Raw genomic sequence first — 19,400 nt, 5'->3', positions numbered from 1 at the left:
ATAAGGATGTCACCTTTTTTCTTAAAATCTATATTGTGTTTTATAAACAAAATAGTTAAAATTTAGAAAAAAAGAAGGGGATAGACGCATGAAACAACAACCAAAAATCGCAGAACTTCTGAAACGAATTGAAACTTCAAAACAGCAAGATATCGAGTTAGGTACTTATGAGATATATTTGTTTAGTGAAAATGAATTAGAAAAAGGACAAATCGGTTATCGATATGATAAACATAAAAATTCATTAATTAGTGAAGAAAACGGAAAGTGGCAAGAAGGATGGATTACAATTGGATATGAAACGGATATGGGCGATCCAGTTTTCGTAAATATAGATGATGACGCTTATCCGGTTTATACTGCAGAACGTGGTACAGAAAAATGGCATCCAGTTTATATTGGAAATATGGATGAGATTATAAAACAATTATAAAAAACTTTGAGACCGGTGCAAAGTGTAACGGATAGTGTAGATGAATATCGGAAGAGTAAAGCTTAAACGCATTCTTACATGTAAGAATGCGTTTTTCTATATGAAAACACTCGTAAATTAGAATATTATGGATAAATATGACATGCTTAATTTTACCTGCACTTTTTGCCGAATGCTGATACAATAAAGGATGTTACTATTTAGTAGAAAGAGTGGTAAGCATGTTAGATTGGATGAAAAAGCTGTTTAACAAAGAGGAAGAACAAACAGCGATGAATAAAGAAGTACAAAAGCAAGTTGAAAGTCAGCCGAAAATTCCTCGTGTAAACCACTACACCGAAGCAAGAGAAGCACAAATGGCAAGTAGGAATGCAGGTAAATGCCGTTTTCCATTAGTACCGGATAATGGGTTCGATGAAGAGGATGTTATAGAAACAGGGCGTTTTGAAGAACAACCTGTTCAAGCTGTAACATATAAAGAGTCGCCTATTCAAAGAGGAATTAAAGTGGAAAGAAGCAGACGACAGTATGTGGAGAAGGTAGTTTCTACATATGAAGAGCCGGAAATGCAATATGAACCGGAGCGAGAGCCTGTCGTAAAGAAAGCATCTACACCAGCGCAAGAAAGTAACCGTAGACCATTTCGTCCAACAGAAATGATTTCGCCAATTTACGGATATAATCGTCCTTCAGTAGAGAAAAAGGAAGAAAAGCAGGAGGAAGTAAAGGAAAGAGAAGACCTTGAAATATCTGTAGAGGGCAAATCAGTCGTTGATGCATGGCTAGAGAAAAAAGGATATACATTATCTCATTTCTCAGAAGGGCAAGCACCGACTTCTTCCAGTCATGAAAGAGTTGAAGAGCAAGATCAACAGAGTAAAAAGGAAGAAAAGTCAGTTGTCGATCAATGGCTAGAGAAAAACGGTTATGAAATCGAACGCCAAGAGCCTATAGTAGAAGAAAAAGAAGTGGCTCAAGAAATGAGTGCACCGCAGGAAGTTCCAGCGGCTGAATTACTTCATGAAACAATTGCTGAGCGTATGGAAGATGCGAAGCAAGAAAAAGATGTAGTGGTAGAAAATGTTCTACAAACAGAATCATTAGCTTCTAAAGTAGAGCACGAGGATACAATATTATCAGAAGAAATGAAACGTAATACAGAAATAGACCAACCTACTATTGAAGTAGGAAAGCAAGCTCCAGAAGAATCAGTGATTGTCAAAGCAGAAGAAAAGCTTGAAGAAACAATCATTGTGGAAATACCAGAAGAATTTGAAGAGGTAGACGTAATTACAGAAACAGAAGAATCAGAAGAAGTGGAAGTAATTGCGGAAGCAGAAGAATCAGAAGAAGTGGAAGTAATTGCAGAAACAGAAGAGTCAGAAGAAGTGGAAGTAATTGCAGAAACAGAAGAGTCAGAAGAAGTGGAAGTAATTGCGGAAGCGGAAGAATCAGAAGAAGTGGAAGTAATTGCGGAAACAGAAGAGTCAGAAGAAGTGGAAGTAATTGCAGAAACAGAAGAATCAGAAGAAGTGGAAGTAATTGCAGAAACAGAAGAGTCAGAAGAAGTGGAAGTAATTGCGGAAACAGAAGAGTCAGAAGAAGTAGAAGTAATTGCGGAAGCAGAAGAGTCAGAAGAAGTGGAAGTAATTGCGGAAACAAAAGCACCAGAAGAAGCCGAACCTGTAGTACTTGAGGAAACGCAGCAAGAAATGGTGTTAAATGAAGCAATTGAACAAAAGAATGAATTCATACATGTTGCTGAAGCTGATGAACAAACGAAAAAAGATGTTCAAAGCTTTGCGGACGTTTTAATTGCAGAAGAAGCAGCGATTGAAGAAGAACAATCAGTTGCAGAAGAAACACCGGTCGTAGAAGAACAACCAGTTGTGGAAGAAACAGTGATTGAAGAAGAACAACCAGTTGTGGAAGAAACAGTGATTGAAGAAGAACAACCAGTTGCAGAGGAAACACCGGTCGCAGAAGAGCCACCAGTTGTACAAAAAGAAGAACCTAAACGTGAGAAAAAGCGTCACGTACCATTCAATGTTGTTATGTTGAAACAAGATAGAGCGCGATTAGTGGAAAGACATGCAGCTAGAACGAATGCAATGCAACCTTCTATGAAAGAACGAGTAGAGAATAAGCCTGTACACCAAGTAGAAGAACAACCAATGCAGCAAGTGGCAGGAGAACCACAAGTGGAAGAACAACCAATGCAACAAGTAGTAGTAGAGCCACAAACAGAAGAACAACCAATGCAACAAGTAGTAGTAGAACCACAAGTGGAAGAACAACCAATGCAGCAAGTGGTGGTAGAACCACAAGTGGAAGAGAAACTAGTGCAGCAAGTAGTAGAACCACAAGTAGAAGAACGTCCAGTGCAGCAAGTGGTAGCAGAATCTCAACAAGTACAAAAGCCAATTTCAAGTACGGAAGTAGAAGAGAAAGCATATGTTGTAAATCAAAGAGAGAATGATGTGCGAAATGTATTGCAAACACCACCGACGTATACGATTCCGTCGTTAACATTGCTATCGATTCCGCAGCAAGCAGCGTTAGATAATACGGAATGGTTGGAAGAACAGAAAGAATTATTAGATACAACGTTTAATAATTTCCACGTTGGCGCACATGTTATTAATGTATCGCAAGGTCCAGCAGTAACTCGTTTTGAGGTACAGCCAGATCCAGGTGTGAAAGTAAATAAAATTACAAACTTAAGTGATGATATTAAGCTAAGTTTAGCGGCAAAAGATATTCGTATTGAAGCACCGATTCCAGGGAAGAGTGCGATTGGAATCGAAGTTCCAAATAAAGAAAGCAAGCCAGTATTTCTTCGTGAAATTTTAAGAAGTCCTGTGTTTACAAAGAGCGAATCACCGCTTACAGTTGCGCTTGGACTTGATATTTCAGGTGATCCAATTGTAACGGATATTCGAAAAATGCCACACGGACTTATTGCGGGTGCAACAGGTTCTGGTAAAAGTGTGTGTATTAACGCCATTTTAACGAGCATTTTATATAAAGCGAAACCGCATGAAGTGAAGTTAATGTTAATCGATCCGAAGATGGTTGAGCTTGCACCATACAATTCTGTTCCACATCTTGTAGCACCTGTTATTACGGATGTAAAAGCAGCGACAGCTGCATTAAAATGGGCAGTTGAAGAAATGGAGCGCCGTTATGAATTATTTGCGCACGCAGGAGCTCGTGATTTAACTCGTTACAATACGATTGTAAGTGAGCGAGAAATTCCGGGAGAGACATTGCCTTATATCGTTATTGTCATTGACGAGTTAGCCGACTTAATGATGGTAGCACCTGGTGATGTTGAGGAAGCAATTTGTCGTATTGCGCAAAAGGCACGTGCTTGTGGTATTCATTTATTAGTAGCGACGCAGCGTCCATCTGTAGATGTTATTACAGGTTTAATTAAGTCAAACATTCCAACGCGTATTGCGTTTACTGTATCATCTCAAGTTGATTCGCGTACGATTATTGATATTGGGGGCGCGGAGAAATTACTTGGCCGTGGTGATATGTTATTCTTAGGGAACGGTACATCTAAGCCAGTTCGTGTACAAGGTGTATATGTATCGGATGATGAGATTGAAAAGACAGTTGATCATGTGAAAAAGCAAATGAAACCGAATTACTTATTTAAGCAAGAGGATTTATTAGCGAAAACAGAACAAGCTGAGTCGGAAGACGAATTGTTCCTTGATGCATGTCAATTTGTTGTAGAACAAGGGGGAGCGTCCACATCTTCTGTACAGCGAAAATTCCGCATCGGTTATAATCGCGCGGCACGTCTCATTGAAGAGATGGAATCGCAAGGAATTATTTCTGAAGGTAGAGGTACGAAGCCAAGAGATGTCCTTATTTCTGAGGATGAATTTGCCGCTATGCAGGAAACAAATGTATAGTAAACGGTTTTGCTGTATACTAAGAGAAAATGTTGGATAGTAAAGTAGGGAGTAAAGCGACATGAAAGAAATTGAATTAAAATTAAAAGGTGAAATAAATAGACTAACAAATAAAACATTTAAATTTGACGAACGCGTTGGAGAAGGTTGGTTCTCTGCCGTTTACTTTTTAAAGACTAGAGAAATCATCGAAGAATTTCGCCCGAAAAGTGTTGTAACGATGCAATTTTTCCAAAAGGAAAATGCAGTTCTTTGCGGAACAGACGAAGTCATTGCATTGCTACAAACATTCGCTAAAAATCCTGAGGAACTTGAGATTAACTCTTTAAAAGATGGCGATAAAATTAGTCCATTTGAAACAGTGTTAACAATTCATGGTCCTTATGAAAATTTCGGATTTTTAGAAGGTGTCATTGATGGGATTTTAGCTCGTCGTACATCGGTTGCGACAAACGTATATAACGTTGTCCAAGCTGCGCGTAGCGTAGATAAAGAAAAACCAGTTATTTTCATGGGAGATCGTGATGATCATTATACACAACAAGCTGGTGACGGTTATGCAGCATACATCGGAGGTATGAGCGCACAAGCGACGCATGCGATGAATGAATGGTGGGGCAAAAGTGGTATGGGGACGATGCCTCACGCATTAATTCAAATGTTTAATGGTGATGTTGTGGAAGCAGCAAAAGCATATCATAAGAAATTCCCAGAAGACGAATTAGTTGTATTAATTGATTACAACAATGATGTTATTACAGATGCACTTCGCGTAGCGCGTGAATTTGGATCAACATTAAAAGGTGTACGTGTAGATACGTCCCGTACGATGATTGATCAATACTTCATTCGCCACCCAGAAGTACTTGGAACATTTGATCCACGTGGTGTAAATCCATCGCTCGTATTCGCACTTCGTAAAGCACTTGATGAAGAAGGATTCCAGCATGTAGACATCGTTGTAACTGGTGGATTTGATGAGAAGCGTATTCGTGAATTTGAAGCTCAAAACGTACCTGTTGATATATACGGAGTAGGAAGTAGCTTATTAAAAATGAATATTGGCTTTACTGGTGATAACGTAGAATTAAATGGAAAACCAGAAGCGAAAGCTGGTCGTAAATATCGTCCAAACCCACGTTTAGAGCGTGTTCAATTAGAAAAAAGAGAAGATATGTAAAAGAGAGAAAAACTGATAGGTGATTGACCCTATCAGTTTTTCTGTTATCATAGTATAGCGGCTTCTTTTTTGCTATAATGGATTTGTTATGGACATAAAAAAGAAGTACGTACGAGTTTATCCTGATAAGTGAAGGGAAGAATAACTTCACTACATCAAAAATGTATGATGATTACCAAAATAAGAAAAGATTCATATACTGTCTTATAGATAGGCCGTTGTATTAGTTCGAAATGTTGGAGGTTCTTTAAGATGACAGTTTACCATTTTGTAGGAATTAAAGGAACAGGAATGAGTTCATTAGCGCAAATTCTTCATGACATGAAGCATACTGTTCAAGGGTCTGATTATGAAAAGCGTTTCTTTACACAAACAGCGTTGGAAAAGCGTAGTATCTCGATTCTTCCTTTTGATAAAAGTAATGTAAAAGAAGGACAAGTGATTATTGCAGGAAATGCATTTCCTGATACGCATGAAGAAATCGTAGCAGCAAAAGAATTAAATATCCCAGTACATCGTTACCATCACTTCTTAGGTGACCTTATGAATCAATACACAAGTGTTGCTGTAACTGGTGCACATGGAAAAACATCAACAACTGGTTTGTTAGCCCATGTAATGCAAGGTGCACACCCTACATCTTACCTTATTGGAGATGGAACAGGGCATGGGGTAGAAAATAGTAAGTATTTTGTATTTGAAGCTTGTGAGTATCGTCGTCATTTCTTGTCTTACAATCCAGACTATGCGATTATGACAAACATTGATTTTGATCATCCGGATTATTTCACAGATATCAATGATGTATTCAGTGCATTCCAAGAGATGGCATTGCAAGTGAAAAAAGGCATTATTGCATGTGGAGATGATGAAGAACTTCAAAAAATTCAAGCGAAAGTACCTGTTATTTTCTATGGATTTGGAGAAGATAATGATTTCCAAGCACGTAACATTCAAAAGAGAACAGATGGTACTATTTTCGATGTATTCGTTCGTAATACGTACTATGACACGTTCAAAATTACAGGATACGGCAACCACAGCGTATTAAATGCATTAGCAGTAATCGCACTTTGCCATTATGAAAACGTTGATGTAGAGGCAGTTAAGCATCAGCTAACAACTTTTGAAGGCGTAAAACGTCGCTTTAATGAAAAGCCAATGGGAGAGCAAGTTATTATTGATGACTATGCACACCATCCGACAGAAATTAATGCAACGATTGAAGCAGCTCGTCAAAAACATCCAGAGCGTGAAATTGTCGCTGTATTCCAGCCACACACATTCTCACGTACAGAAAAGTTCTTAGATGAGTTCGCGGAAAGCCTAAGCAAAGCTGACCAAGTATACTTATGTGATATTTTCGGATCAGCGCGCGAAAACAAAGGTGAATTAACAATCGAAGATCTGCAAAAGCGTATTGACGGTGCAGAATTAATTACAGATACAACAACGGATGTATTAAAGAAACATAAAAACGGCGTTCTCATTTTCATGGGCGCAGGAGACATCCAAAAATTCGAAGCAGCTTACGTAAAAGAAGTTCAAGTTGCAGAGAAGTAATAGAAAAGACGCATAGCTTAGCTGTGCGTCTTTTTTTGTTGTGTTGTAGGGTGTAGTAATGTTGTCGAATTTAGTCGGTAAGTCGATATCCCTTGTCGAATCGTCGATATATTTTAAAAATCGTTGATATATTAGATGGGCATTTTCTATTTAGAAGTGTTAGAATAATAAGAAAAATAAAAAGGGGAGCTAAAAAACATGTTCACACTCCGGGTAGACGACGAAATCGAATTACAATTATTAGAGAAGCATCATAAAGAGGAATTATATCAATTAATAGATCAAAACCGTAACCATTTAAGAAGATGGCTTCCTTGGGTAGATGGGACGAAATCTGCTGATGCTTATAATGAGATTTGTCCGATGTGGTTAAAGAAGTTTGCAGAGGGAGACGGTTTTGAAAGTGGCATACGTTATAAAGGAAAGCTCGTTGGGATGGTAGGTATTCATCCAGTGAGCTGGGGGAAGAAAGCGGCAAGTCTCGGATATTATCTTGCAGAAGATGCTGGTGGGAAAGGTATTATGACGCGTAGCGTGAAGGCTGTACTTCACTATGCATTTGAGAATTTAAAATTAAATAAAATGGAAATTAGATGCGGTATTGAAAATGTGAAAAGTCGCGCTATTCCAGAACGTTTAGGGTTTAAGTTAGATGGTGTTTTAAGAGATGAAGAATGGTTATACGATCATTTTCATGATCTCGCAGTATATAGTTTACTAGCTTCAGAGTGGAAGGAGATTCGATGAACGAGAAGATACGCATTATTCCGTATGAAAGTACGTTTCAAGATGAAGTAGTAGATCTTATCGTTCATATTCAGAAAAAAGAGTACAATGTCCCCATTACGAAAGAAGAGCAGCCGGACCTGCTTGAAATAGAAACATTTTATCAAAGGAATCATGGCAACTTTTGGGTAGCAATTTATGATGGTAAAGTAGTTGGAACAGTAGCTTTATTAGATATTGGGAATCATCAAATAGCGTTAAGAAAAATGTTCGTAAAAAAAGAATTTCGCGGAAAAGAGTGGGGTGCATCACATAAGTTGCTCCAAACAGCAATTTTGTGGGCTGAGAATAAAAAGCTGAAGGATATTTACTTAGGAACGACAGTGAAATTTTTAGCGGCGCATCGCTTTTATGAAAAGAATGGTTTTGAAAGTGTGAGTATAGATGAGTTGCCAAAAAGTTTTCCAGTGTTGCAGGTGGATAAGAAATTTTATAGATATATTGTTTAAGAAGGTCATGTAGAAATGGCCTTTTTTTTATGAACTAAAATGGAAAAAGTGGTATAATTTAGGTTGGGGGGTGCGTATATGAATTTTCCGATTCGAAGAAGTAAGTCAGTAGTCATTTTCGTTTGTCTCACGTTAGCTTTTATGTTTGTGTATCCACTTGTCATGATTGTCACAAATAAAGAGCAGTGGATGACAGCGTTAATTGGGATGAGTTTATGCTTCCTTGTTAATGTACCACTCGTTTGGGAAGTGTTTATTAAACAGCATAAAGTAGAAAATGGTGTATTAAAGTACGGTATTTTAAATGACGATATCGTATTAAAAGAGATAAGAATCATTCGTCAAGTTGGGAAATCTCTTGAAATTACGACCAATGCATACAAAGTACATATGGTTGCGATGCCGCAACATATGAATGAATTTTTGGCGCTTATTGAGAAAGAGAATCCAAATGTGAAAATAGAAATGGTAGGGAAGAAATGAAATATGTAAAACCTTTGTTTTGTTTAGAAATATTATTTGTGCTTGTTGGTTGCACTAGAGTATATATGAAATGGGATCTGCCTTTATATGTACCAATATTAATAGGTACGATCGCAGTGGCGCTTTTATATTATTTTCATTTTCAGCAAACGAAAAGGGAGAAAAGTAGCTCTATATAGTTAGGAGGATTAGAAATGAAAAAAGTCCTTATGTTATTTGTACTTCTGCTAACCGCATCCGTTCTTTTACTAGGATGTAGTACGAAGAAGGAAAAGACGGATCTAAACTTAGAAAAGGCACAAAAAGTTGAAATTGAATCACTTACTGATTCAAGTGAAAAGAAAGTAATTACCGATAAGAAAGAAATTGAAAAGCTGTTTGAAGTCATGAAAATGGATAAGTGGGAAATGCAGTCAGCTCCTTTAGATACTCCGCAAGGGAAAACATTTAAAATGTATCAAGAAGGTACAACAAAATTATCGGAGTCGAGTAAAGATAAAAAGGAATTACATGAAATTGGTACGATGACAGTATATAAAGATGTCCCGTATGTTGAAGTTGAAATGAAAAATAAGAAAATGAGTTTTAAAGTGCCAGAAGATGTGGCGAAAGACTTATTAAAGTATTAAAAAAACGCTCGGAAAAAATCCCGAGCGTTTTTCATTATTTTAAGTTCTCTGGGTTTAAAGCTTCTAATTCAGGTACAACGAATCGTCCGTCTTTACGGATTAGTACGTCGTCGAAGTAAATTTCGCCACCGCCGTATTCAGGACGTTGGATGCACACTAAATCCCAGTGAATGTTCGAGTTATTGCCGTTCCATGCATCGTCGTAAGCTTGTCCAGGAGTGAAGTGGAAGCTGCCATCGATTTTTTCATCGAATAGGATGTCTCCCATTGGATGTAAGATGTATGGGTTTACGCCAATTGCGAACTCACCAACGTAGCGTGCGCCTTCGTCTGTATCGAAGATTTTGTTAATGCGCTCTGTATCGTTTGCAGTTGCTTCAACGATTTGGCCGTTCTCGAACTTAAGTTGTACATTTTCAAATGTATAACCGTTGTAAGGAGATGGCGTGTTGTAAGAAACTGTACCGTTAACAGAATCACGAACTGGTGCAGAGTATACTTCACCGTCTGGAATGTTTAAATGACCTGAGCATTTAATTGCTGGAATGTCTTTAATAGAGAATGTTAAGTCAGTTCCAGGACCAGTTAGGCGCACTTTATCTGTTTTATTCATTAATGTAACAAGGCTATTCATCGCCTTATCCATTTTACCGTAGTCTAAGTTACAAACTTCGAAGTAGAAGTCTTCGAAAGCTTCTGTGCTCATTTTAGCAAGCTGCGCCATAGAAGCATTTGGGTAGCGAAGAACAACCCAGCGTGTTTTTGGAACGCGAATGTCTCTATGAACTTTCTTACCAACTGTTTGACCATGAATTTGCATTCTTTCACTTGGCACGTCAGCTTGTTCGTTAATGTTATCGCCAGAGCGAAGACCGATATAAGCGTCCATATCCTTCATTACGCTTGCTTCATACGCAGCGATTTGTTCAAAATGTTCTTCAGTAGCACCCATTAATAAAGAGCGATCTACTTGATGATCTTTTAAAGAAACGAATGGGAAACCACCAGCTGCATATGCTTCTTTTACAAGTGCAGTTACAAGTTCTTTTTGTAAGCCAAAGTTTTCAATTAATACTTTTTCGCCTTTTTGTAAGCGAATAGAGTAGTTAATTAAATTGTATGCTAACTTTTCAATACGTGGATCTTTCATATGTAAAGCCTCCCTACTAATTATGTATCCTCTCCTATTGTAACCTACTTAGTGGAATTTGTTGAATCATTTATGTTAAAGTTAACGAATAAGTATGAAAATTCTAATGAAAAGATAGGGATTAGAACGAAACGGAAAATGATTGTATAATAGGAGAAAGTATGAAAAAGATAAAGGAAGTGATGAAATGCAAGTTCTTTTATATGTAAGTGCGGCTATTATCGCGGTTGCTTTCGCTGTATTAGTAGTGTATGTATGCAGAACGTTGTTATCGGTTCAGAAGACGTTAGAAAACGTTGCAAGCACGTTAGAAGGTTTAGAAAAGCAAATGCAAGGAATTAGCGTAGAGACGGAGCAATTATTACATAAAACAAATGCGTTAGCTGATGACATTCAACAGAAGTCACAATCATTAAATAAAGTAGTATCGGGTGTAGATGGAATTGGAACGACAATCCATTCCTTAAATACGAAACTTCGTAATGTATCAGAGTCTGTTACGGACGAAATTGAAAATAATGCAGATAAAGTAGCGCAAGTTGTACAGTGGAGTAGTGCAGCAATTGAAGTATACAATCATTATCGTGCGACAAGACAAGAGAAAAAGGTTGAAAAAGAAGAGCGTAAATTAGAAAGACTTGAGAAAAAAGCTGAAAAGAAAGAGAAGCGCTCTAGACTTCGTATGAGAGGTGAATCGTAATGAATATGACAAAACTTGAAACAATTGAAGAGCTCGAAGTATTAATAGAAAAAAACGAGCCTTATGTTCTTTTTAAACATAGTACGACATGCCCGATTAGTCATGGTGCCTATACAGAATTTCAAGCTTATTGTAGTGAAGAAAGAGCGGTACCAGCGTATTACTTATACGTACAAGATGCGAGAGATGTTTCGAATCGTGTTGCAGAACAGTACAGCATGAAACATGAATCTCCGCAAGTGTTATACATAAAAGATGGGATGGTAGTATGGAATACGTCTCATTGGAACATTAAAAAAGACGCTTTAGAAGAGAATATTAAGTAAAAAGAAGCAAGCGAAAGGTAATCTGTACCCTTTGTAAAGGACATTTTAAAAAAAGTTAGGCGGCATCAAGAAGATGGTTTCTGTATTCGACAGGAGTCATCTTCTTTAAATTCCACTGATATCTGTGCTGATTATAGTATTTCATATAGTCTTTAATTTCTTGTTTTAACTGTGTGAAAGATGTACAAGTTTTGATGTGTGCTTCATCTTTAAAGTGCCCGAAAAAAGATTCTTGTGGGGCATTATCCCAACAGTTTCCTCGCCTTGACATAGATTGTCCCAGCTTTAATTTTTTGACTAATTTTTGATAGGTAGGACTTGTGTAATGAGCACCTTGATCAGAATGAATATAGGCATCTTGCGTTAATCGTACCTTCTTATTCTTCTTTAGTTTGTGCAGCGTCGTCGTTGCGATATCTAAGGTAAGTCGTTCTGAAACATGATACGCCAAAACTTCATTCGTAGACCCGTCTAGAATAGTAGATAAATATCCTTTTTGATTCTTACCATAAAACAGGTATGTGATATCTGTAAGAAGTACCTTTCCCGGTACACCTTGCCTAAATTCGCGTTTTAATCGATTGGGTACCACGAAGTGTTCTTTCGTCGCTTTCAACATTTTTTTATAGGGATTTTCTCTACGAATAGGACAGATTATCCCATATTTTTTCATGATTCTACGGATGCGTTTCAAATTGTAGACAACTTGAAATTGACCCGCCAATGTCATTTTGATCTGACGAGCCCCCTTTTTTCGGTTTTTAAATCGAAATGCCTTTAATATAATCTCTTTCACTATTTCATCTTGATGTATTCTTTTCTCTCGCCGACTTTGAGAAATGGCTAAAAAATAATTATAGTATCCAGAACGTGAAACGCCTGCGACCTGACACAAATATCTCACCATATTTTTCAGGCGGTATTTTTCAATGATAGAACGAATTAATAGGTACTTTTGACTAGCGTGTAACGTTATTTCTTTCCCATCCTCCCTTCCATAAATTTGATCTTTTTTAACAGTTCATTTTCAGCTTTTAATAAGTTTCGTTCCGCTTCCAAACGTGCATATTTCTCCTCTAATGTAAGTTCTCTTTCTGACTTTCTTCCTGAGTTTTCCTTACGTGTGTCTCTTAAGCCCCATACACCGTTTTGCTTATAGGACGTACGCCATCTATTTCCTGATGACACAATACGTTGTAGACCGATGATATCTATATCAAAACCACATTCTTCAAAAATAATACGAGGTGGTTTACCCTGTTCATTTTCCTTAATAAAAATACGCTTGAATTCATCGGTATAGGTAATTCCTTTTTGGCTTACCGATTTTACGTATCGATTTTTTGATAATATTTGAATTTCCTTTTCTGTAAGCAATTTTTTCGTCATTTTGAAATTTCTCCGATTCTCATTTTTCTCTCATTATACAAGAAATACCCTATAGAATAGACTTTTTTTAAGTGTCTATTCTATAGGGTACAGTTTAAGGTGCTTGCTTCTTTTTTTTGTTTTTGTTGAAATATATTTAATGGTAAACTGTTAATAGTTCAAACTAAATAACTAGATTGTTGAAAGTAGGTTTTAAGTAATGAAGAAAATGGCATTATCTTTCGCAGTCGTAAGTTTATTACTAGGAGCTTGTAGTAATGATACGATTAGTAAGAAGGATGAAGTTATACAGAAAGATACGAAAGAAAAAAGCATGATTCCGAGAACTGCTGTTTCTAAAGATTATTATAGAACTGTAATTCCTTTAAAAGAACAAAAGGTTATAAATACAGCTAATGTAAAAACAAATTCTAAATTAGATTTAGCAGAGTATGAAAATGGTTTAATGAATATTGCAAAAGAGCAATTTGATACAGAAAACCATGTGCTTCAATTAAATCAGTATGTTCCTGAGAAGTTAGTTGATGAACTAGTCGCAAAAGTAGAAGCACCCGTTTTGACAAATATTATAGAACAAGACTATTTCGGGAAGCAGAATTCAAATGAATTAAGTTTATCTGGCGTTGTGATTGGGTTAGCAATGTCGTCAAGTGTATCAAATGAAGAAGCGCTTTCTAAAGGAACTGAAGTGGCTGGACAACTTATAGAAGCTATTCATAAAAATGGCAAGTATAATAAATCCCCAATTACGTTTGCTATCTTTAAGCAAGAAAGTACAAGTTCTTTAAAAAATGGCACGTATATTGCTAGTGCTACCGTTCAAAAGAATGATACGAACCTTGGAAATTGGAATGCGATTGAAGAAAAAGCGTATTCATATCCTTCTGACGAATTTACACAAGCGCATGGAGAAGATAATGAAAAAATAAATAAATTTGCTGAGGCAATGAAAGGTTTTTCTCCTGGAGACTTTATCCCAGTAAATGCTAAAGTTTCTTATAAGAAAAATCAAATGGATACATTAAATATGGATATTGTTATTAAATATAACGGTAAAACAGAATTAATGGCTCTTACTCAACTCGCCGCTCAAAGTATGTTAGACCAATTACCAAAAGATGCAAAAGTACAATTGCAGATAAAGTCCGAGAATAAAATTGAGGCAATTGTTATAAAAGAGAAAAACAGCGATAAACCGTTTGTTTCCTTCTTGTAAAAAAAGACAGTGTTTAAACTGTCTTTTTTTACTGTAAATGAAAGGGGACGATGGGACGGAGCGACGCGTAATATGCTTCATATTTCTGCTGTACTGATTTCAAAGAAAGAAACCTATTTACCCCTTGCATTGTCGATGTAACGTATTCTACAGGGGGATGTGATCTTCTATTGCCAATTGTGGAGTAATTCTAGGTCCAGCGCGTCACATGCCTATCATTGTCGATTTTTGTTGGTAAGTCGATATATTTGGAAAATCGCTGATATATTTTAAGTTGCGGTCGATATATTTGGAAAATCGCTGATATATTTCGAGTTGCGGTCGATATATTTAAAAAATCGCTGATATAAATTTCATGTACTATCGTACTGCTTAAAATAAGGTTTCTACTTATGAAACATCTATATTTTTACAAAAAATGCCCTTTTTTTCATAAAAAATACGAAAATACGAGAAAAGAAGCGAATTTTTTCGAAACTTTTGCGGGAAAATATTGTATGAGCCTGCGTTTTTATCGTATCATTAGTAAAAGGAAGAACTCGGGACGATTGGTGGCATCTGCAAATAGAGTTGATGTCTTTTTTTCATTCAAGTAACCGATACATAAAAATAGATAACAAAAATAGAAGGAGTGTGCGATGAGATGAACGTAACAATATATGATGTAGCGCGTGAAGCGAACGTTTCAATGGCTACCGTATCACGCGTTGTGAACGGTAATCCAAATGTAAAGCCTACAACAAGAAAGAAAGTATTAGAAGCAATTGATCGTTTAGGATACCGCCCAAATGCGGTAGCACGTGGACTAGCAAGTAAAAAGACAACTACAGTAGGTGTTATTATTCCTGATATCTCAAATACGTTTTATGCAGAACTTGCTCGTGGAATTGAAGATATCGCAACAATGTACAAATATAACATCATTTTAAGTAACTCTGACCAAAACAAAGAGAAAGAGTTCCATTTATTAAATACGATGCTTGGAAAACAAGTGGACGGAATTGTTTTCATGGGTGAAGATATTACAGATATTCACGTTGAAGAATTTAAAAAGTCTCCAGTACCAATCGTATTAGCAGCGTCATTTGATGAGCAAAATGAAACGCCATCAGTAAACATTGATTATACACAAGCGGCTTACGACGCAATGAAGCACTTTATTGAACAAGGACATAAGCGTATCGGTTTCGTCTCTGGTCCTTTCATTGATAAAGCGGGAAGCGCGAAGAAGTTACAAGGTTATAAAAAAGCTTTAGAAGAAGCAGGTATTTCATATGATGAAAATCTTGTAATCGATGGAGATTACACATATGATTCAGGTATCGAAGCATTCGAAAAGCTTTGGGGCCTTGATGAAAAGCCAACAGCGATCTTCGTATCTTCTGACGAAATGGCACTAGGTGTAATTCACGCAGCACAAGATGCTGGATTAAATGTACCAACTGATGTAGAAGTACTTGGTTTCGATAATACACGCCTTGCATTAATGGTTCGTCCACAACTTTCAACAGTTGTACAACCGATGTATGATATCGGTGCAGTAGCAATGCGTCTATTAACAAAGTATATGAACAAAGAAAAAGTGGAAGATCACACTGTTATCTTACCTCACCGTATCCAATTTAGAGATTCAACGAAGTAAGTATAAAAAAAGCTCACAGCGATTGCTGTGAGCTTTTATTCGTATTCAGGATAGTATTTTTGTAAGACTGTATCCACTGTTTCATTTTTCTTAACTTGTAAAAATCTTGCGTATAATTCTTTTCCCGTTTCAAATGGTGTATCGTCTAATTCAAACACATGCAATACTTTTCGAAACGTCCACGTTATTTGCTCACCGTACATATTATCGTACGTATGCTCAGAATGTATAGCGATTTGTTCACCTAGTGCATGGGCCTCTTCCAAGCTGTGTGCCTTAACAAGAATAATACTTTCTTCAAAAAGTGTATCACAATCCTTTTTTTTCATAATCCTCATCAATTTTTGGAGGATCAGGCTCACCAGAATGAACAGATTCAAACAATAATTTTACAGCGTACATATTATGCTGCATGTTTCACTTTATAAATAATACTTGCGACAAGCGAAGCGGGTATTGTAAATACGTTACTTTGATAATGGTAATGTATTTGGGATTCTTCATAAGACATGTTGTCATATAGTTCGTTTTGTGACATATTCATTTTCTTCTGTTTTTCTTTGAGTATTTTAATGTAGTTATACTGTATTGGGACGAGAATGATGAAATAGGCTAATACGATTAGTGAAATCCAGATCATTATGAACACTCCCTTATAAAGAATATTTGTATATGATAATTATATCAATTAATAGAAAAAATAACCATTTTTTTTTAACGAAAGGGAGATTAATTCTTTTTCCAAAATGCAAAAAGTTCTTCAGGACTTCGTAAATTATGTGCAAGGCATGTTTGGGCAGTGTGTTTAAAGCTTTGTATGAATTGTTCTAACCTAGAAGGATCATATTGTTTCACATTGCCAGCAATAATAGTTTCATCTTTTTCTAAGTTAAGTGATATTTTTAGCAAAGTTATATTTGTTTCTAGTTGTACAATTTCCATATAAAAAAACTTTTTGTCTAAGTCAATTGTAATATAATCAAATTTCTCTACTTGTTTAAAATATCCTACAATATCTTCTTCCAATTGAAATCCTCCCGAGTTCTATAGCTTATTTGGGAGACTTCTCTATATGACTGTATAATTCCTTGTTATATGTCACATAAGTGCAAATTTAACTATTATAGGGCAATGTCATGTATAATAGAAAGAAAAGGCTTGTGAGGGGGGAGAAGAGATGATCGTTCTTTGGATAATTACGCTTTGTATGACTGCTATTTTTGCATATATGACGTTAAAACAAAATGGTTTAAAGCGATTTGTTCCAGGAAGTATTCTTGCAGGAATTGCCCTTATCACGTATGTAATTTCTATTTTTATTGAAAGTGTATCGGCGGACATGAGCACAAGTTTAATGTTTATCGGTATTACACTATTTGCAAGTAGTATTATGGTACTTATGGTTGCTGGTATTATTTTATTTATTCATATGAATTCGGAAACGTTATAGCATATAGAAAAGGCATGTCCCTAAGGGGCATGCCTTTTTATCCGTTCAATTATGCTCTATCTTTAGAAGAATTTTGTTGTTTTAATAAGTCGCGAATTTCGCTAAGAAGAACTTCTTCTTTTGTTGGTTCTGGAATTTCTTCCTCTTTTTCTTCTTCTTTTTTAGATGTTAGTTTGTTGAACACTTTAACAAACATAAAGATAGAAGCTGCAATAATTAAGAAATCAAAAATTGTTTGGATGAAGTTACCATACATAACAGCAGATTTACCGTATCCAAAGTGTAAACTTGTAAAGTCAACGCCACCTAATACCATACCAAGTAATGGTGTAATAATATCTTTTACTAAAGAACTAACGATTTTACCGAATGCCGCACCGATTACAACCCCGACAGCTAAATCAACGACATTCCCTTTGAAAGCGAACTTTTTAAACTCGTTCCACATGTGTTAATCCCATCCTTTCCACGATTCATTATGAAATTTATAATTCCTATCAACATATTCTATAGAAATTTGCGTGAGAAATAAAGGGGAAATGGGAATGAAAGTAAATTCTGAAAAATGTATCCGTTTTAATTTTTGTTTACATCATTCAGAAGAGATTGCAACATTTGCTGCGTTTTTAATCCTTCTAATCCATCTACAACAGGCTTTGTATCTCCTTGTACACATGCAATAAAATGATGAACAGCATCTTCAAAACCACGTTGTTTTAACGTCGTGTCCCATGATGGGGAGCCAATTTGAGAAACTGCATTTTCTTGCTCAACTTCAAATGTGTTCATGTTTTTTACGCGAATGATTTTTCCTGCTGTGACAAGTTCAATTTGTTCTAAATTTGTACCGGCATGGCGGTGCATTGCGGTAGAAAGTAACATTCCATTTACAGTTGTATATGTATGATGTCCGTAAAGAAGTTCATTCTTTTCATTGATTTGCATCATATTATGAACGACGTTAAGCTCATCGTTAGCTAACCAGCGAGCAGTATCTACAATATGTAAGTAATCATCTAACATCGTAAAGTCGTACGTATATGGCCCGACTTTATTTGTACGATGCTTTTCAATTCGAATCCATGAAATATTATGAGCTTGCTCTTTTGCCGCAACATACATAGGAACGAAGCGGCGATTAAATCCAACCATTAACTTTCGGTTATACTTTTCGCTCAATTCAACTAGTTTCTCAGCTTGTTCTACTGTAGCAGCTAGCGGCTTATCAACATAAACATCGATTCCTTTTTTCAGAAGTTCAGAAACGATTTCATAATGCGATGCAGTTGAACTATGAACGAAGATTGCATTGCATTCTGAAGCTAACGTTTCAATAGAATGGAAGTCTTGTATGCGGTATTGCTGGCAAACTTGTTTCCTTTTCTCTGCATTAGGTGTAAAAGCCCCTACAAAATTCCAATCTGTTTCTTTTGTAAGTGTTGGAAGATAGGCTTTTTGTGCGATACTTCCAAGTCCAATCATCCCAATTTTAGGTTTGTTCATATGTAATCCCACCCTATTCATATTGATATAACGGGTTAAATGTAGCATAGAGCGGGGGAGGAAGGCAAAAATTAGCTTTTTACTTATGTCCTTCTAGCAAAATCTTTTCTATCTCTTCAAAGTTATGAGCACGTTGCAATGGAGGGAACATTATCATTGCCGTGCATGTCTATAGCTGTAAGTAAAAGTATATATAAGGTAATTTATGTTAAAATGTAAAAGGGGATAAAACATCTGTGCCAACACACAAGATAGTTTGAGAGGGCGTGCAACATTTTGGGGGATATATTAAAAGATAATAAATCACACAAGGCTTTAAAAATCGGAACTAATATCATACTTATTTTATTAATTATCGGTGCAATACAAATGTTTTATGATGAAGACCCTACAAATAATCATTTCGGTGGGTTATTTATGATGGTCTTTTTTATAATTAAAATCATTTCTAGTTTTCTAATAAGTTTAAAAGAAGGAGATAAAAAGGCAGTATTTATTGATTTAGGTTTAGTGGTTTTGTGTGTTCTTCTTTTAATTGTTACTAGTTGAAATACTTCTTTTGAAAAAAGCTC

At 36.2% G+C, this 19,400-nt stretch carries 21 protein-coding genes and 1 pseudogene; 15 read left to right on the top strand and 7 right to left on the bottom strand.

Features of this window, described 5'->3' with window-relative positions; all coding sequences use genetic code 11:
- Positions 1-88: 88 nt before the first annotated feature.
- The 9 genes from MKY00_RS23620 to MKY00_RS23580 all read left to right on the top strand — a co-directional run bounded on the left by MKY00_RS23620 (position 89) and on the right by MKY00_RS23580 (position 9,452).
- Positions 89-433, top strand: coding sequence for a hypothetical protein (locus MKY00_RS23620; protein ID WP_016718691.1), 345 nt, complete (start codon positions 89-91; stop codon positions 431-433).
- A 221-nt stretch (positions 434-654) separates the two neighbouring features.
- A complete protein-coding gene (locus tag MKY00_RS23615) occupies positions 655-4,362 on the top strand; it encodes a DNA translocase FtsK (protein WP_262731347.1) in 3,708 nt (1,235 codons plus the stop codon).
- Between the two features lie 61 nt (positions 4,363-4,423).
- Positions 4,424-5,542 carry a nicotinate phosphoribosyltransferase gene (locus tag MKY00_RS23610; protein ID WP_000658369.1) on the top strand — a complete coding sequence of 373 codons (1,119 nt, stop codon included), beginning with the start codon at positions 4,424-4,426 and terminating at the stop codon, positions 5,540-5,542.
- 252 nt (positions 5,543-5,794) lie between these two features.
- The gene (murC, locus tag MKY00_RS23605; RefSeq protein ID WP_000219470.1) at positions 5,795-7,105 is read left to right on the top strand and encodes a UDP-N-acetylmuramate--L-alanine ligase; all 1,311 of its coding nucleotides are present in this window, start codon (positions 5,795-5,797) and stop codon (positions 7,103-7,105) included.
- A gap of 198 nt (positions 7,106-7,303) precedes the next feature.
- Positions 7,304-7,852, top strand: coding sequence for a GNAT family N-acetyltransferase (locus MKY00_RS23600; protein WP_016718689.1), 549 nt, complete (start codon positions 7,304-7,306; stop codon positions 7,850-7,852).
- Positions 7,849-8,340, top strand: coding sequence for a GNAT family N-acetyltransferase (locus tag MKY00_RS23595; protein ID WP_016718688.1), 492 nt, complete (start codon positions 7,849-7,851; stop codon positions 8,338-8,340). Before MKY00_RS23600 ends, MKY00_RS23595 begins: the two co-directional genes overlap by 4 nt.
- A gap of 78 nt (positions 8,341-8,418) precedes the next feature.
- A complete protein-coding gene (locus MKY00_RS23590) occupies positions 8,419-8,823 on the top strand; it encodes a PH domain-containing protein (protein ID WP_016718687.1) in 405 nt (134 codons plus the stop codon).
- Positions 8,820-9,002, top strand: coding sequence for a hypothetical protein (locus MKY00_RS23585; RefSeq protein WP_016718686.1), 183 nt, complete (start codon positions 8,820-8,822; stop codon positions 9,000-9,002). The genes MKY00_RS23590 and MKY00_RS23585 overlap by 4 nt, the downstream gene beginning before the upstream one ends.
- A gap of 15 nt (positions 9,003-9,017) precedes the next feature.
- Entirely contained in the window at positions 9,018-9,452 is a 435-nt protein-coding gene (locus tag MKY00_RS23580; protein WP_016718685.1) for a hypothetical protein, read from the top strand.
- 34 nt (positions 9,453-9,486) lie between these two features.
- On the opposite strand, the gene MKY00_RS23575 is transcribed toward MKY00_RS23580, so the two are convergent.
- On the bottom strand, positions 9,487-10,602 hold the full coding sequence (locus MKY00_RS23575) for an aminopeptidase (protein ID WP_016718684.1): 1,116 nt from the start codon (positions 10,600-10,602) through the stop codon (positions 9,487-9,489).
- Between the two features lie 187 nt (positions 10,603-10,789).
- Between MKY00_RS23575 and MKY00_RS23570 the strand changes: the two genes are divergently transcribed.
- Both MKY00_RS23570 and ytxJ read left to right on the top strand, forming a co-directional pair.
- Positions 10,790-11,302 carry a DUF948 domain-containing protein gene (locus MKY00_RS23570; RefSeq protein ID WP_001197726.1) on the top strand — a complete coding sequence of 171 codons (513 nt, stop codon included), beginning with the start codon at positions 10,790-10,792 and terminating at the stop codon, positions 11,300-11,302.
- Complete coding sequence (gene ytxJ / locus MKY00_RS23565; protein ID WP_016718683.1) at positions 11,302-11,628, top strand: bacillithiol system redox-active protein YtxJ; 327 nt, start codon at positions 11,302-11,304, stop codon at positions 11,626-11,628. The genes MKY00_RS23570 and ytxJ overlap by 1 nt, the downstream gene beginning before the upstream one ends.
- A 55-nt stretch (positions 11,629-11,683) precedes the next feature.
- Here ytxJ and MKY00_RS23560 read toward each other — a convergent pair.
- A protein-coding gene (locus MKY00_RS23560; protein WP_085966774.1) for an IS3 family transposase occupies positions 11,684-13,017 on the bottom strand; the annotation gives its coding sequence in 2 pieces (ribosomal slippage) (positions 11,684-12,630 and positions 12,630-13,017; 1,335 coding nt in all).
- 199 nt (positions 13,018-13,216) lie between these two features.
- On the opposite strand from MKY00_RS23560, the gene MKY00_RS23555 reads away from it, so the two are divergent.
- Positions 13,217-14,233 carry a CamS family sex pheromone protein gene (locus tag MKY00_RS23555; protein WP_016718682.1) on the top strand — a complete coding sequence of 339 codons (1,017 nt, stop codon included), beginning with the start codon at positions 13,217-13,219 and terminating at the stop codon, positions 14,231-14,233.
- A gap of 643 nt (positions 14,234-14,876) precedes the next feature.
- A complete protein-coding gene (ccpA, locus tag MKY00_RS23550) occupies positions 14,877-15,875 on the top strand; it encodes a catabolite control protein A (RefSeq protein ID WP_001103311.1) in 999 nt (332 codons plus the stop codon).
- Positions 15,876-15,910: 35 nt separating this feature from the next.
- Here the strand turns inward: ccpA and MKY00_RS23545 are convergent.
- From MKY00_RS23545 to dhp61, 3 genes and pseudogenes are all read right to left on the bottom strand, one after another.
- Positions 15,911-16,277: pseudogene (locus MKY00_RS23545) on the bottom strand (DUF4288 domain-containing protein).
- A gap of 1 nt (position 16,278) precedes the next feature.
- On the bottom strand, positions 16,279-16,515 hold the full coding sequence (locus tag MKY00_RS23540; RefSeq protein ID WP_000637879.1) for a DUF3949 domain-containing protein: 237 nt from the start codon (positions 16,513-16,515) through the stop codon (positions 16,279-16,281).
- 89 nt (positions 16,516-16,604) lie between these two features.
- A complete protein-coding gene (dhp61, locus tag MKY00_RS23535) occupies positions 16,605-16,901 on the bottom strand; it encodes a protein Dhp61 (protein ID WP_000390665.1) in 297 nt (98 codons plus the stop codon).
- A gap of 151 nt (positions 16,902-17,052) precedes the next feature.
- On the opposite strand from dhp61, the gene MKY00_RS23530 reads away from it, so the two are divergent.
- Positions 17,053-17,325, top strand: a complete 273-nt coding sequence (locus tag MKY00_RS23530; protein ID WP_016718680.1) for a DUF3917 domain-containing protein — start codon at positions 17,053-17,055, stop codon at positions 17,323-17,325.
- 49 nt (positions 17,326-17,374) lie between these two features.
- Here the strand turns inward: MKY00_RS23530 and mscL are convergent, their stop codons facing one another.
- Both mscL and MKY00_RS23520 read right to left on the bottom strand, forming a co-directional pair.
- A complete protein-coding gene (gene mscL, locus MKY00_RS23525; protein ID WP_000267012.1) occupies positions 17,375-17,773 on the bottom strand; it encodes a large conductance mechanosensitive channel protein MscL in 399 nt (132 codons plus the stop codon).
- A 128-nt stretch (positions 17,774-17,901) separates the two neighbouring features.
- Positions 17,902-18,828, bottom strand: coding sequence for a Gfo/Idh/MocA family protein (locus tag MKY00_RS23520; protein WP_001039706.1), 927 nt, complete (start codon positions 18,826-18,828; stop codon positions 17,902-17,904).
- Between the two features lie 276 nt (positions 18,829-19,104).
- On the opposite strand from MKY00_RS23520, the gene MKY00_RS23515 reads away from it, so the two are divergent.
- A complete protein-coding gene (locus MKY00_RS23515; protein ID WP_016718679.1) occupies positions 19,105-19,377 on the top strand; it encodes a hypothetical protein in 273 nt (90 codons plus the stop codon).
- Positions 19,378-19,400: the final 23 nt, after the last annotated feature.

Origin of the sequence: Bacillus sp. FSL R9-9834, from assembly GCF_038006905.1 — a bacterium.
Classification (GTDB): domain Bacteria; phylum Bacillota; class Bacilli; order Bacillales; family Bacillaceae_G; genus Bacillus_A; species Bacillus_A pacificus.
The sequence above is the reverse complement of the archived record's forward strand: the minus strand, read 5'-3'. Positions and strand labels throughout refer to the sequence as shown.

What these genes read in the sequence shown, in the direction of transcription:
- murC (WP_000219470.1), top strand. Translation starts at nt 5,795, where the DNA reads ATGACAGTTTACCATTTTGTAGGAATTAAAGGAACAGGAATGAGTTCA.
- MKY00_RS23555 (WP_016718682.1), top strand. Translation starts at nt 13,217, where the DNA reads ATGAAGAAAATGGCATTATCTTTCGCAGTCGTAAGTTTATTACTAGGA.
- MKY00_RS23575 (WP_016718684.1), bottom strand. Translation starts at nt 10,602, where the DNA reads ATGAAAGATCCACGTATTGAAAAGTTAGCATACAATTTAATTAACTAC.
- ccpA (WP_001103311.1), top strand. Translation starts at nt 14,877, where the DNA reads ATGAACGTAACAATATATGATGTAGCGCGTGAAGCGAACGTTTCAATG.
- MKY00_RS23540 (WP_000637879.1), bottom strand. Translation starts at nt 16,515, where the DNA reads ATGATCTGGATTTCACTAATCGTATTAGCCTATTTCATCATTCTCGTC.
- mscL (WP_000267012.1), bottom strand. Translation starts at nt 17,773, where the DNA reads ATGTGGAACGAGTTTAAAAAGTTCGCTTTCAAAGGGAATGTCGTTGAT.
- ytxJ (WP_016718683.1), top strand. Translation starts at nt 11,302, where the DNA reads ATGAATATGACAAAACTTGAAACAATTGAAGAGCTCGAAGTATTAATA.
- MKY00_RS23610 (WP_000658369.1), top strand. Translation starts at nt 4,424, where the DNA reads ATGAAAGAAATTGAATTAAAATTAAAAGGTGAAATAAATAGACTAACA.
- MKY00_RS23530 (WP_016718680.1), top strand. Translation starts at nt 17,053, where the DNA reads ATGATCGTTCTTTGGATAATTACGCTTTGTATGACTGCTATTTTTGCA.
- MKY00_RS23520 (WP_001039706.1), bottom strand. Translation starts at nt 18,828, where the DNA reads ATGAACAAACCTAAAATTGGGATGATTGGACTTGGAAGTATCGCACAA.
- MKY00_RS23595 (WP_016718688.1), top strand. Translation starts at nt 7,849, where the DNA reads ATGAACGAGAAGATACGCATTATTCCGTATGAAAGTACGTTTCAAGAT.
- MKY00_RS23590 (WP_016718687.1), top strand. Translation starts at nt 8,419, where the DNA reads ATGAATTTTCCGATTCGAAGAAGTAAGTCAGTAGTCATTTTCGTTTGT.
- MKY00_RS23600 (WP_016718689.1), top strand. Translation starts at nt 7,304, where the DNA reads ATGTTCACACTCCGGGTAGACGACGAAATCGAATTACAATTATTAGAG.
- MKY00_RS23615 (WP_262731347.1), top strand. Translation starts at nt 655, where the DNA reads ATGTTAGATTGGATGAAAAAGCTGTTTAACAAAGAGGAAGAACAAACA.
- MKY00_RS23620 (WP_016718691.1), top strand. Translation starts at nt 89, where the DNA reads ATGAAACAACAACCAAAAATCGCAGAACTTCTGAAACGAATTGAAACT.
- MKY00_RS23585 (WP_016718686.1), top strand. Translation starts at nt 8,820, where the DNA reads ATGAAATATGTAAAACCTTTGTTTTGTTTAGAAATATTATTTGTGCTT.
- MKY00_RS23580 (WP_016718685.1), top strand. Translation starts at nt 9,018, where the DNA reads ATGAAAAAAGTCCTTATGTTATTTGTACTTCTGCTAACCGCATCCGTT.
- MKY00_RS23570 (WP_001197726.1), top strand. Translation starts at nt 10,790, where the DNA reads ATGCAAGTTCTTTTATATGTAAGTGCGGCTATTATCGCGGTTGCTTTC.